Origin of the sequence: Curtobacterium sp. DN_7.5 (assembly GCF_022655355.1) — a bacterium.
Taxonomy (GTDB): Bacteria; Actinomycetota; Actinomycetes; order Actinomycetales; family Microbacteriaceae; genus Curtobacterium; species Curtobacterium luteum.
In genome coordinates this window covers 1,904,727-1,917,511 of the sequence record NZ_CP093378.1, presented here as the reverse complement: position 1 = coordinate 1,917,511, position 12,785 = coordinate 1,904,727, and the positions used below count along the sequence as shown (strand labels likewise).

The window sequence follows — 12,785 nt, the reverse complement described above, 5'->3', positions numbered from 1 at the left end:
TGGCACCGCGCCTCCCGTCCGTCGTCCGCGCGCCTACCACGCTGGCGCCGGCACACGATCCTGCTCGAGGGCTGTGCGGTCCTCCCCGTCATGCGTGCGACGCACGGCGGAACCGGGCGTCGATGGTCAGAACGAACGACCACGGACGCCAGGAAGGACCCGGCACGCACGGGAGGACCTGCCGAACGCTCCTCGGTAGGGTCGTCTGCATGAGCCAAGAGCGTCCCGTCCGCCAGCCCACCGCCGTCGACCGCGTCGCCGAGGACTGGGTGACCACCCTCGTCGACCTCGACCCCACCGTCGCCACGTACATCGGCGTGCCCGGCCGCACGGGGGAGTACGGCGACACGTCGCCCGCCGGCGCCGCCGCGACGGCCGAGGCCGCCGCAGCCACGAAGCGCGCCCTCGACGCCGCCGAGGCGACCGACGACGTCGACCGGGTGACGAAGGCCGACCTCGGTGCCGAGCTGGACCTCATCGCCGAGTCGTACGAGCGGAAGCTCCACCTGCGCGACCTCAACGTCATCGCGAGCCCGGCGCAGTCCGTGCGCGAGGTCCTCGACCTCATGCCGACCGCGACCGAGACGGACTGGCAGGACGTCGCGAGTCGACTCGCCGCCCTCCCGGACGCCCTCGAGGGCATCCGCGAGACCCTGCTCGAGGGCACGCGGGAGCACGTCACCCCGGCGAAGCGCCAGGTCGCGCTGATCGCCGAGCAGGCCGCCCGCACCGGCGCCGAGGACGGGCTCTTCCGGCAGCTCGCCGACGGCGCGTCCCTCGAGGACGGCGGTGCGCTGCCCGAGTCCCTCCGTGAGGACCTCCGCCGCGGTGCCACCGTGGCGGCCGCCGCGTACCGCTCGTTCGGGCAGTTCCTCGAGCACGAGCTCCTGCCGGTGGCGACCCCGGTGGACGCCGTCGGACGCGAGGACTACGAGCTCCACTCCCGCCGGTTCCTCGGCGCCACGGTCGACCTCGACGAGACGTACGCCTGGGGCCTCGAGGAGCTCGCCCGGATGCGGGACGAGCAGGAGCGCATCGCCGACCGCATCGAGTCGGGCGCGAGCGTCGCCCGGGCGATCGAGGTCCTCGACCAGGACCCGGCACGCATCCTGCACGGCACCGACGCGCTGCAGCGGTGGATGCAGGAGACGAGCGACGAGTCGATCCGCGAGATGGACGGCCGGTTCTTCGACATCGCGGACCCGATCAAGCGCCTCGAGTGCCGGATCGCCTCGACGCAGGAGGGCGGCATCTACTACACGGGTCCGTCCGACGACTTCTCCCGCCCGGGTCGCATGTGGTGGTCCGTGCCGCAGGGCGTGACCGAGTTCGGCACCTGGCGTGAGAAGACGACGGTCTACCACGAGGGCGTCCCCGGCCACCACCTGCAGATCAGCCAGGGCGTCTACAACCGCGGCGAGCTGAACACCTGGCGCCGCCAGCTGGCCGGATCGTCGGGGCACGTCGAGGGCTGGGCGCTGTACGCCGAGCGTCTGATGGAACAGCTCGGCTTCCTCGACGACGACGGCGACCGGCTCGGCATGCTCGACGGCCAGCGGATGCGTGCCGCCCGGGTCGTGCTCGACATCGGGGTGCACCTGCAGAAGACGAACCCCGACGGCGGCGCGTGGACGTGGGAGTACGCCCTCGACTTCATGGGGCAGAACGTCAACATGGCGCCGGAGTTCGTGCAGTTCGAGGTCGCCCGCTACTTCGGGTGGCCCGGACAGGCGCCGTCCTACAAGGTGGGGCAGCGCGTCTGGGAGTCCATCCGCGACGAGGTCGCCGCCCGCGAAGGCGCTTCGTTCGACCTGAAGTCCTTCCACCACCGTGCCCTCGCGCTCGGCAGCATCGGACTCGACACGCTGCGGACCGCGCTGGTCGGCTGACGTCGAGCACGCGGCCGGCCGGCTGTCGCCGACGGCGGACGGGAGGCGCGTTGCGGGTCCGCACCGCGCCTCCCGTCCGCCGTCACGTCGCGACGCGCGGCGACACGCCCGGTTGTGGGCGTCCTTCCGCAGCGGTTAGACTTGCGCGGCGCAATCCGCGCCAAACAACCACACCGCTGTCCGGCTCGCCCTCGTCCGAGGTGCGGACCAGAGGGTCGCTCCCTCGCCGTGCAGCCCGACTCATGTCCGTTCGGAGCAATCTCTACATGACAACCACCACGACCAAGGCTCCCAAGCAGGTCGCCATCAACGACATCGGCTCGGCTGATGACTTCCTGGCCGAGGTCGAGAAGACCCTGAAGTTCTTCAACGACGGAGACCTCATCTCCGGCACCGTCGTGAAGATCGACCGCGACGAGGTCCTCCTCGACGTCGGTTACAAGACCGAGGGTGTCATCCCCTCGCGCGAGCTCTCGATCAAGCACGACGTCGACCCCAACGAGGTCGTCGAGGTCGGCGACGAGGTCGAGGCCCTGGTCCTCCAGAAGGAGGACAAGGAGGGCCGCCTGATCCTGTCGAAGAAGCGGGCGCAGTACGAGCGCGCCTGGGGCGACGTCGAGAAGATCAAGGAGTCCGACGGCGTCGTGACCGGCACGGTCATCGAGGTCGTCAAGGGCGGTCTGATCGTCGACATCGGCCTCCGCGGCTTCCTCCCGGCCTCGCTCATCGAGCTGCGCCGCGTCCGCGACCTCACGCCGTACCTCGGTCAGGAGCTCGAGGCGAAGATCCTCGAGCTCGACAAGAACCGCAACAACGTGGTCCTCTCGCGCCGCGCCCTGCTCGAGCAGACGCAGTCCGAGTCGCGCACCACGTTCCTCAACAACCTCCACAAGGGCCAGGTCCGCAAGGGCGTCGTCTCCTCGATCGTCAACTTCGGTGCGTTCGTGGACCTCGGCGGCGTCGACGGTCTCGTCCACGTCTCGGAGCTCAGCTGGAAGCACATCGAGCACGCCAGCGAGGTCGTCGAGGTCGGCCAGGAGGTCACCGTCGAGATCCTCGAGGTCGACCTGGACCGCGAGCGTGTCTCCCTGTCGCTCAAGGCGACGCAGGAAGACCCGTGGCAGGTCTTCGCCCGCACCCACGCGATCGGCCAGATCGCACCGGGCAAGGTCACCAAGCTCGTGCCGTTCGGTGCGTTCGTCCGCGTGGCCGACGGCATCGAGGGCCTCGTGCACATCTCGGAGCTGTCGAACAAGCACGTCGAGCTCGCCGAGCAGGTCGTGTCGGTCGGCGACGAGGTCTTCGTCAAGATCATCGACATCGACCTCGACCGTCGTCGCATCTCGCTCAGCCTCAAGCAGGCGAACGAGGGCGTGGACCCGGAGGGCACCGAGTTCGACCCGGCGCTCTACGGCATGCCGACCGAGTACGACGAGCAGGGCAACTACAAGTACCCGGACGGCTTCGACCCGGAGACGAACGAGTGGCTCGAGGGCTTCGACGCCCAGCGCACCGAGTGGGAGGCGCAGTACGCCGCCGCCCAGTCGCGCTGGGAGGCCCACAAGGCCCAGGTCGCGAAGACGATCGCCGACGAGGCGCAGGGTGGCTTCGACCTCCCGGCCAGCGCGTCGTCCTCGTCGTCCTCCACGTTCTCGAGCGAGTCGAACGGTGCGGGCACCCTCGCCGACGACGCCTCGCTCGCGGCGCTCCGCGAGAAGCTCAGCTCGAACAACTGATCGAGCGGCAGACCGCGACCGGAAGCCCGGTACTCCCTCAGCGGGGAGTGCCGGGCTTCCGGCGTTCCACGAGCCGATCCCGTTAGCCTGGACGTCGTGCGCATCATCGGTCTCACGGGTGGCATCGCCGCCGGCAAGTCCACGGTCTCCGCCCGCTGGGCCGACCACGGGGCCGTCGTGGTCGATGCCGACCGGCTGGCCCGGCAAGCGGTGGCTCCCGGCAGCCCCGGGCTGGCCCAGGTCGCGGCGCGGTTCGGACCGAGCGTCATCGCGCCGGACGGGTCGCTGGACCGACCCGCCCTCGGAGCCGTCGTGTTCGCCGACCCGGACGCGCGGAAGGCGCTGGAGGGGATCACCCACCCGGAGGTCTGGCGGCTCGCGCAGCAGGCGTTCGACGCCGCCGAGGCAGCCGACCCCGACGCCGTGGTGGTGTACGACGTCCCGCTCCTCGCCGAGGCTGCCGGCGCGCGGCCGATCCGCTTCGACGCCGTGGTGGTCGTCGACGCCCCCGCCACGCAGCGTGTCGAGCGACTCGTCGCACACCGCGGGATGGACCGCGCGGACGCCGAGCGACGCGTCGCCGCCCAGGCCAGCGACGCGGAACGGCTCGCCCTGGCGGACCACGTCGTCGACGCGACCGGCACGGTGGAGGACACCCTCCGTTCCGCGGACGAGGTGTGGGCGCGGATCGCGGGGTGAAGCACCGCGTCCTGCTCCTCGTCGCGTTCGTCCTGCTGCTCGCCACCGGGGCGGGCACGGTCGTCGCCGCGAACGTGCTCGCGGCGCAGCGGCTCAGCGACGACGGGCGGACGGCGGCCCAGGAACGGACCCGTGGCGACCGCTCGGGGCCCGACGGCGAGTTCCACCGCTTCCGACTGGGGTCGATCGCCGGGGAGCGGTTGGAGCCGAACCGCGACGACTTCGCCGCCCGGACGAACGCGGACGGCCCGATGCTGCTCTTCCTGCCTGCGACCCGCGCGAAGCCCGCGCAGTACCAGCGCTTCCTCGCCGCCGCGTTGCAGGACGGGTACCACGTGCTCGGGCTCGACTACTGGAACCTCGGCAAGACCCTCTCGGGGACGTGCGAGGCCGACGCCCGGTGCTACGGACAGGTCCAACGGAACCGGTTCGACGGGAGCCGTCCCTCGCAGTTCAGCCAGGTGACACCGGCGGGGTCGATCGTCTCGCGGTTGCGCAACGCGATCGAGTACCTCGACGACCACGACCCGGACGGCGGGTGGGGTCGGTTCGTGGACGCCCGCGAGGGCATCGACTGGTCGGACGTCGTCGTGGCCGGGCACTCGCAGGGCGGGGGCGAAGCGGCCTACATCGGGCACATCCGCACCGTGCGTGGTGTGCTCATGTTCTCGTCGCCCGTGGAGTCCCTCGGCGCGGTGCACGCCGCGTGGATGGACCGGCCGGGCCGGACGCCCGTCACCCGGATGTACGCGATCGACGACCGTGCCGACGAGTTCGGTCCCCGCATCCGGGGCTCGTGGCACGCGCTCGGTCTGACAGGGCCCTCCGGACCGTTCGGCACCGACACCACGCCGCCGCTGCCCGGAGCCGACCCGCACGCGATCCTCACCGACCTGCGGCTCGGCGACCCGTCGCAGGCACACTCGCGCATCATCAAGGACTCGACGCCGCTCGACCGGGACGGCACCCCGGTGATGCTGCCCCTGTGGCAGTGGCTGCTCCACCGATTCGCGCCCGGCACCGCAGAACCGCACAGCCCGGGCGGATCATAGGCACTGGCAATACGCTCAGGTCGTGCAGCAAGCAGCAGGACTCCCCGGACTGCGCGCCCTCATCCGACAGCGCGCTGACGACGACGGCGGCCACCCGTTCCTCGAGGACGCGCGGTCCGAGCGCGTCGTGACCCGGCGGGCCCTCGACGACGCCGTCACCGCGTGGTCGGCGACCTTCGACGCCATCGGTGTGCCGGCGTCCGGGGCCGTCCTCGTCGACGTCGGCGACCCCCTGGCGTTCGCGGTGGTGCACCTCGCGGCCGTCGCGTCCGGGCGTCGCTCCGTCCCGGTGGACACCGGGCAGCCGGTCGGCGAGCCCGCCCGGCTCGCTGACCTCATCGGCGGCGCCGGGCTCGTCGTCTCCGACCGCGACGAGGACGCCGCGGTCCCGGAAGCTCCGTCGTCACGGATCGACCAGGCCACGTTCCTCCCGACCGGTGTGCGGGACGGTGACGTGCCGATGTCGGTGCCGGACGCTCCGGGGCAGGGGTCCGTCGTCCTCTTCACGTCCGGGTCGACCGGCACACCGAAGGGCGTCGAGCTGCCGGAGTCCCAGCTGCTCGTCGTGGCACGGGCCGTCGCCGCCCACAACGGCCTCACCGCGAACGACCGGGGGTTCAACTCGCTCCCGCTCTTCCACGTCAACGCCGAGGTCGTCGGGCTCCTCTCGACGCTGGTCGCCGGGGCCACCCTGGTCCTCGACCGCCGGTTCCGCCGGACGGGCTTCTGGGAGCTCCTGTCGGAGCGTCGGATCACCTGGCTCAACGCCGTGCCCGCGGTCCTCGCGGTCCTGGCGAAGACCGGCCCGCTCGACTTCCCCGCCGGACTCCGCTTCGTGCGCAGCGCGTCGGCCCCGCTGCCCGACCCGGTTCGGGAGGCGCTCGGCGACGTCCCGCTCGTCGTGAGCTGGGGCATGACGGAGGGCGCCTCGCAGATCACCGCGACGCCGCTCGGTGCGCCCCCACGACCGGGCACCGTCGGCGTGCCGGTGGGCTGCGAGGTGCAGGTCCGCCGCGAGGACGGCTCCCGGGCCGCGGCCGACGAGGTCGGTGCGCTGTGGGTGCGTGGTCCGGGGATCGTCGACCACTACCTCGGCGGACGCGCTGCCGAGCGGTTCGACGCCGCAGGATGGCTCAGCACCGGCGACGTGGGCTCGATGTCCGCCGACGGCTGGGTGTCGCTCGCCGGCCGCTCCGACGACGTCATCAACCGTGGTGGCGAGAAGGTCTACCCGTCCGAGGTCGAGGACGTCCTCCTCGGCGGCGACCGCGTGCTCGAGGCCGTCGTGGTGGGTCGGCCGCACGACGTGCTCGGCGCAGTGCCGGTCGCCTACGTCATCGCGCAACCGGACGTCGAGGTCGACGCCGACGCCCTGGTCGCCGACCTCGAGGCGCGAGCGGCAGCGGCGCTCACCCGGTTCCGTCGCCCGGTCGAGATCTCGGTCGTCCCGGACCTGCCGCGCGCACCAACGGGGAAGATCCGCCGCGCCGACGTCCGGACCATGGCGGAGCACCCGTGAGCACCGCACCGAGCACGGCACCGAGCACGGCCCCGAGCACGACCGCGGGCAGGGGAGCCACGCCGGAGACGGCACCGTCCCCGACGCGCACCGCGGACGGACGGCACCGGCACCTCTACGAGGTCGACGTCCTCCGCATCCTCACGTTCGCCTGCGTCATCGGCGTGCACACGACCAGCCACACGGCGGCGACGGACGACGTCGGGCAGAACGCGCTCCTCGCGCTGCTCCACTTCACGCGACTGGTGTTCTTCTCCCTCACCGCGTTCGTGCTCGTCTACAGCTACGACCTCCGCCCGCGGCCGATGGCACAGTTCTGGCCGAAGCGGTTCCTGCTCGTCGGTGTGCCGTACCTGGCCTGGTCGTTCGTGTACGTCGCCGCCTCGTGGCTGCTCAGCCCGACGCGGCGCGGTGACGTCCCGGACCTCGTGCGCACGTACGCCGAGGGGATCGTCACCGGTGTCGCCTGGTACCACCTCTACTTCCTGCTGGTGACGATGCAGGTGTACCTGCTGTTGCCCGTCCTGGTGTGGATCGTCCGGCGCACCCGTGGGCACCACGTCACGGTGCTCGCAGTCGCCTTCGTCGTGCAGGTCGTCGTGTTCGCCGGCTACAAGTACTTCCCGGCGAGCGACGCGTGGCTGCACGGGTACCAGAAGCAGTTCTTCTTCTCGTACGTGTTCTTCATCGTCTCCGGCGCGGTCGCCGCCGACCACGCGGACCGGTTCCTGCGCTTCATCTGCGTGCACCGACGCGGCGTGCTCTGGGGCTTCGCGGCGACCGCCGTCGGCACACTCGGCGTCTGGACCGTGCAGGTCCTGCTCGGGCAGTCGCTGTACGCCGCCGGGACGCCGCTCCAGCCCGTGCAGGTCGTCTGGAGCTCCGCGGTCTTCGTCGGGTTCCTCGCGATCGGTGCCCGCTGGGCCGACCGACGGCGGCCGGGGAGCTGGCTCGCGAAGGTCGTCGACCACGGATCGGACCGCTCGTTCGGCATCTTCCTGAGCCACCCGTTCGTCATCTGGCTGCTCCTGTACGGGGACAGCTGGCTCGAGGCGCACGTCGCACGACCGTGGCTCACCCCGGTCACCTACGTCCTCGTGGTGGTCCTGTCGGTCGCCCTGACCGAGGTCTTCCGCTGGACGCCGCTCAGCGTGCCGTTGACGGGCCGGCCGTCACTCGCCTCACGGGCGCAGCGCGAGGCACGCGCGCGGAAACGCGCGGCGGCGGCCGCCGGCTGACCCCGAGATCACCGGACTGGAGGCGCGGCACCGGACGTGCGCCGCGCCTCCAGGCCGTCACCGGGTCGCGTCCACGGCCCGCGACCGCTCCCGTGTTCGTGCGCCGGTCAGGCGTGTCCGCGCTCCGACGACGGGGTCCCGACCTCCAGTCGGCCGTCGACCGACGTCAACCGCTCCGGGTCCATGAGCCAGGCCACGACGGCGGCGGCCGCGAGCAGCGCGCAGGACAGCGCGAACGGCAGTTGCCACCCGGACGCGTCGATCAGGGCGCCGAACACGATCGGTGACACGACACCGGCGATGCCGAAGCCGGTGTTCATGAAGCCCGACGCCGTACCGGACCACTGCGGCGCGACGTCCATCGGGATCGCCCACAGGTTCGCGTTGCAAAGCTCGAGGAAGAAGAAGGACAGGGCCAGGGCGACCGTCGCGACAGCGAGACCCTGACCGAACACGAGGGGCAGGAGACAGACCAGCGAGCCGCCGAGCCCGATGACGAGGACCACGCGCCGAGCGTGGCGGGTGTCGCCGCCGCGGTGGATGAGCCGGTCGCTGAGCACCCCGCCGACGGTGTCGCCGACGACACCGGCGAGGAGGACGCCGGACGTGAACCAGGCGAAGGAGCCGATCTCGAGGCCGTACGTGCTGCTGAGGAACGTCGGGATCCAGGTGAGGAAGACCCAGAGCACCCAGCCGTACCCGAAGTCGACGAACGTGACCGGGAGGATCTGCCGCGCGAGCTGCCGCCACGGGACCGGCGGACGCGTGGCGCGGGTCTCGACGGGCGGGAGCTCCGAGAGCTCGGCGTCGGTGATGCCCTTCGCGGCCTCCGGGCGGTCACGGAACCAGACGAACCAGACCAGGGCCCAGACGACGGACAGCAGCGCGGTCGCGACGAACGCCCACCGCCAGTTGCCCGTCGCGGCGATGACCCAGGCGACGAGGAGCGGTGCCACCGCGTTGCCGAGCCGGGCAGCGGAGTGCACCACGCCCTGCGCGAAGCCGTTGCGGTCGCGGGGGATCCAGCGGCTCATCGCCTGGGTCGCAGCGGGGAACGCGGCGGCTTCCGTCAGGCCGAGCAGGAAGCGGGCGGCGGCGAGCGTCCAGAAGCCGACGGACAGCCCGGTCCAGAGCGTCGCCACGCCCCAGAGCACGGTGATGACGAAGAGCGCACGCCGAGGTCCGGCCTTCTCGCTGATGGTGCCGCCGAACACCTGGAGCAGCGCGTACGGCAGGGCGAACGCCGACACCACGACGCCGGCGGTCGTCTCGCTGAACCCGAAGTCCTCGGTGATGTGGGGGAGTGCCGTGGAGATGTTGGTGCGGTCGATGTACGAGATCGCGTACATGCAGCAGAGGAGCAGGAGCACCTTGCCGCGGATGCGCCCACGGAACGGGGTGCCCTTCGCGGGGGAGGGTGCGGCCGGGGTCGCCGTCGTCATGGGGCCTCTTCGGGGGAGAAGGGTTCGGGTTGCTGAACGGACCGGAGGCTACGTCGGGTCCTTATCAGCGGTCTTTGAGCCTGCCTGCAGCGGACAGTACGCCGGGGATGACCGGTGGGAGCGTCGGGACCCTGGGACGCGGCCGTGCGCTGTGGGCGATCGGACCCGGGTGTTGTCAGTGGTCACGGCTACCGTTGACGGCATGGCAGTCGACATCGAGCCCACGCGTGCGGTCCGCCCGTTCGAGGTGATCAGCGAGTACTCGCCGAGCGGGGACCAGCCGGCGGCGATCGCCGAGCTCGCCGGACGGATCAACGCCGGTGAGACCGACGTCGTGCTCCTCGGTGCCACCGGTACCGGCAAGTCGGCGACGACCGCGTGGTTGATCGAGCAGGTGCAGCGGCCGACGCTCGTGCTCGCGCACAACAAGACCCTCGCGGCACAGCTCGCGAACGAGTTCCGCGGGCTCCTGCCGAACAACGCCGTCGAGTACTTCGTCTCGTACTACGACTACTACCAGCCCGAGGCCTACGTGCCGCAGACGGACACCTTCATCGAGAAGGACTCGTCCGTCAACGCCGAGGTCGAGCGCCTCCGCCACTCGACGACGAACTCGCTGCTCAGCCGGCGCGACGTCGTGGTCGTGTCGACGGTGTCCTGCATCTACGGCCTCGGTACGCCGGAGCAGTACATGAACGCGTCCGTGGCCCTGCACGTCGGGCAGACGATCTCGCGCGACCAGCTCGTCCGCAAGTTCGTCTCGATGCAGTACCAGCGCAACGACGTCGACTTCGCCCGCGGCACGTTCCGGGTCCGGGGCGACACGATCGAGATCATCCCGATGTACGAGGAGCACGCGATCCGCATCGAGATGTTCGGTGACGAGATCGAGGCACTGTCGTCGCTGCACCCGCTCACCGGGTCCGTGATCGAGGACCTGCCGGCCGTGTCGATCTTCCCGGCGTCGCACTACGTCGCGGACACCGACGTCATGCACCGTGCCATCGCCGACATCAAGGTCGAGCTCGCGGAGCGGCTGGCCGAGCTCGAGGGGCAGGGCAAGCTGCTCGAAGCCCAGCGGCTCCGGATGCGCACCACGTTCGACATCGAGATGATGGAGCAGATCGGATTCTGCTCGGGCATCGAGAACTACTCGCGGCACATGGACGGCCGCGTCGCGGGCGAAGCCCCGCACTGCCTGCTCGACTACTTCCCGGACGACTTCCTCATCGTGATCGACGAGTCGCACGTCACGGTGCCGCAGATCGGCGCGATGTACGAAGGCGACGCGTCCCGCAAGCGCACCCTGGTGGAGCACGGGTTCCGCCTGCCGAGCGCACTCGACAACCGACCGCTGACATGGGAGGAGTTCCTCGAGCGCGCCGGACAGAAGGTCTACCTGTCGGCCACGCCGGGCCGCTACGAGCTCGGGGTCACGGACAGCGTCGTCGAGCAGATCATCCGCCCGACCGGCCTCGTCGACCCGGAGATCGTCGTCAAGCCGAGCGACGGCCAGATCGACGACCTGCTCGAGGAGATCACGCAGCGCGTGGACAAGGACGAGCGTGTCCTCGTCACCACCCTGACGAAGCGCATGGCCGAGGAGCTCACGGACTTCCTCGGCAACGCGGGGGTGCGCGTCCGGTACCTGCACTCCGACGTCGACACCCTGAAGCGCGTCGAGCTGCTCACCGAACTGCGTCAGGGCGTGTACGACGTCCTCGTCGGCATCAACCTGCTCCGGGAAGGTCTCGACCTGCCGGAGGTCTCGCTCGTCGCGATCCTCGACGCCGACAAGGAAGGGTTCCTCCGTTCCTCGACCTCGCTCATCCAGACGATCGGACGCGCGGCGCGCAACGTCTCGGGCCAGGTGCTCATGTACGCGGACAAGATCACCGACTCGATGCGCAACGCCATCGACGAGACCGACCGTCGCCGCGAGAAGCAGGTCGCGTACAACCTCGAGCACGGCATCGACCCGCAGCCGCTCCGCAAGAAGATCGCCGACATCACCGAGGTGCTGCAACGGGAGAACGACGACACCAAGGCGCTGCTCGAAGGTCGCCCGGCAGCGGACGGCCGACGCTCCCCGACCCCGAACCTCAAGCGCGGCGGCATCGCAGGCGAGGGAGCGACCCAGCTCGAGGCGACCATCGCGGACCTGAACGAGCAGATGCTCCAGGCCGCGGCCGAGCTGAAGTTCGAGCTCGCGGCGCGGCTCCGCGACGAGGTGCAGGACCTCAAGAAGGCACTCCGGCAGATGGAGTCCGCCGGCCATGTCCGCTGAGCCCGGCGGACACCGCACCCTCGTCGTCACAGGTGCGACCGCCGGACTCGGGTACTGGGCGTCGGAGCAGCTCGCGGCGGCCGGACACCGGGTCGTCCTCGCGGCGCGGAACCCTGAGCGGACGGACGCCGCACTGCGCAGCATCCGGGCCGCTGTGCCCGACGCGGAGCTCGACCACGTCCGGCTCGACCTCGCGGACCTCGACTCGGTGGCAGCCGCAGCGGACACCCTCGGCGAGCGGTACCCCGACGGCCTCGACGCCCTCGTGGCGAACGCCGGCGTGGTGGGCTCCCGACAGCAGCGCACGACGGCGCAGGGTCACGAGCTGCAGATCGGCACGAACCACCTGGGGCACTTCGCACTGGCCGGGCGAGTGCTCCCGCTGCTCGCGCACCGCGCAGGCCGGATCGTCCACCTCGGTTCGATCGCCCACCGTTGGGCACGACTCGACCGTGCCGATCCGCTCGGCGCGGGGCACTACTCCAGCTACCGGCAGTACGGCCGGAGCAAGCTCGCCGTGATGCTCTTCGGCTTCGAGCTCGCCGAGCGGCTCGCCGACGCCGGTTCGCCCGTGTCGAGCGTCGTGGCGCACCCCGGGTTCTCCCTCGACGTGCTGGCTCCGGACCGTCCCCTCGTCGCGTCGGCCCGCCCCGAGCCCGCCTGGACGCGGCCGGCGCAGCGGCTGTACGCACAGGGCAAGGACGCCGGAGCCGACCCGATCGTGCACGCCGCGGTCGGGGACGACGTCCGGTCCGGGGAGTACTGGGGACCGGCGGGCCGCCTGCAGCTCCGCGGACCGGCGACCCCGGTCGTCGCGGAGTCGAAGGCCCACGACCGCCTCGAAGCGGCCCGGCTGTGGGCCGCGAGCGAGCGGGCGTCCGGGGTCGCGTTCGCTCTCGACGCACTCGGGTGACCCGCCCGAC

At 71.2% G+C, this 12,785-nt stretch carries 9 protein-coding genes; 8 read left to right on the top strand and 1 reads right to left on the bottom strand.

Annotated elements, in window-relative coordinates:
* Window positions 1-209 precede the first annotated feature (209 nt).
* The 6 genes from MON03_RS08920 to MON03_RS08895 all read left to right on the top strand — a co-directional run bounded on the left by MON03_RS08920 (window position 210) and on the right by MON03_RS08895 (window position 8,133).
* Complete coding sequence (locus tag MON03_RS08920) at window positions 210-1,889, top strand: DUF885 domain-containing protein (RefSeq protein ID WP_242088114.1); 1,680 nt, start codon at window positions 210-212, stop codon at window positions 1,887-1,889.
* Between the two features lie 266 nt (window positions 1,890-2,155).
* Window positions 2,156-3,625, top strand: a complete 1,470-nt coding sequence (gene rpsA, locus MON03_RS08915; protein ID WP_175329172.1) for a 30S ribosomal protein S1 — start codon at window positions 2,156-2,158, stop codon at window positions 3,623-3,625.
* A gap of 96 nt (window positions 3,626-3,721) precedes the next feature.
* Window positions 3,722-4,324, top strand: a complete 603-nt coding sequence (gene coaE / locus MON03_RS08910) for a dephospho-CoA kinase (protein WP_175329173.1) — start codon at window positions 3,722-3,724, stop codon at window positions 4,322-4,324.
* Entirely contained in the window at window positions 4,321-5,376 is a 1,056-nt protein-coding gene (locus tag MON03_RS08905) for a BPSS1187 family protein (RefSeq protein ID WP_175329174.1), read from the top strand. Before coaE ends, MON03_RS08905 begins: the two co-directional genes overlap by 4 nt.
* A gap of 22 nt (window positions 5,377-5,398) precedes the next feature.
* Window positions 5,399-6,895, top strand: a complete 1,497-nt coding sequence (locus tag MON03_RS08900) for a class I adenylate-forming enzyme family protein (protein WP_242088113.1) — start codon at window positions 5,399-5,401, stop codon at window positions 6,893-6,895.
* Window positions 6,892-8,133, top strand: a complete 1,242-nt coding sequence (locus MON03_RS08895; protein WP_242088112.1) for an acyltransferase — start codon at window positions 6,892-6,894, stop codon at window positions 8,131-8,133. Before MON03_RS08900 ends, MON03_RS08895 begins: the two co-directional genes overlap by 4 nt.
* Before the next feature lie 107 nt (window positions 8,134-8,240).
* Here the strand turns inward: MON03_RS08895 and MON03_RS08890 are convergent, their stop codons facing one another.
* Window positions 8,241-9,575, bottom strand: a complete 1,335-nt coding sequence (locus MON03_RS08890) for an MFS transporter (RefSeq protein ID WP_242088111.1) — start codon at window positions 9,573-9,575, stop codon at window positions 8,241-8,243.
* Between the two features lie 214 nt (window positions 9,576-9,789).
* Here MON03_RS08890 and uvrB point away from each other — a divergent pair, with 214 nt between their 5' ends.
* Both uvrB and MON03_RS08880 read left to right on the top strand, forming a co-directional pair.
* Window positions 9,790-11,862 carry an excinuclease ABC subunit UvrB gene (uvrB, locus tag MON03_RS08885; RefSeq protein WP_277927286.1) on the top strand — a complete coding sequence of 691 codons (2,073 nt, stop codon included), beginning with the start codon at window positions 9,790-9,792 and terminating at the stop codon, window positions 11,860-11,862.
* Window positions 11,852-12,775, top strand: a complete 924-nt coding sequence (locus tag MON03_RS08880; protein WP_242088110.1) for an SDR family NAD(P)-dependent oxidoreductase — start codon at window positions 11,852-11,854, stop codon at window positions 12,773-12,775. Before uvrB ends, MON03_RS08880 begins: the two co-directional genes overlap by 11 nt.
* Window positions 12,776-12,785 lie beyond the last annotated feature (10 nt).

Excerpts from the sequence above, each read along its gene's own strand:
- MON03_RS08920 (WP_242088114.1), top strand. The coding sequence starts at position 210 with ATGAGCCAAGAGCGTCCCGTCCGCCAGCCCACCGCCGTCGACCGCGTC.
- rpsA (WP_175329172.1), top strand. The coding sequence starts at position 2,156 with ATGACAACCACCACGACCAAGGCTCCCAAGCAGGTCGCCATCAACGAC.
- MON03_RS08890 (WP_242088111.1), bottom strand. The coding sequence starts at position 9,575 with ATGACGACGGCGACCCCGGCCGCACCCTCCCCCGCGAAGGGCACCCCG.
- MON03_RS08880 (WP_242088110.1), top strand. The coding sequence starts at position 11,852 with ATGTCCGCTGAGCCCGGCGGACACCGCACCCTCGTCGTCACAGGTGCG.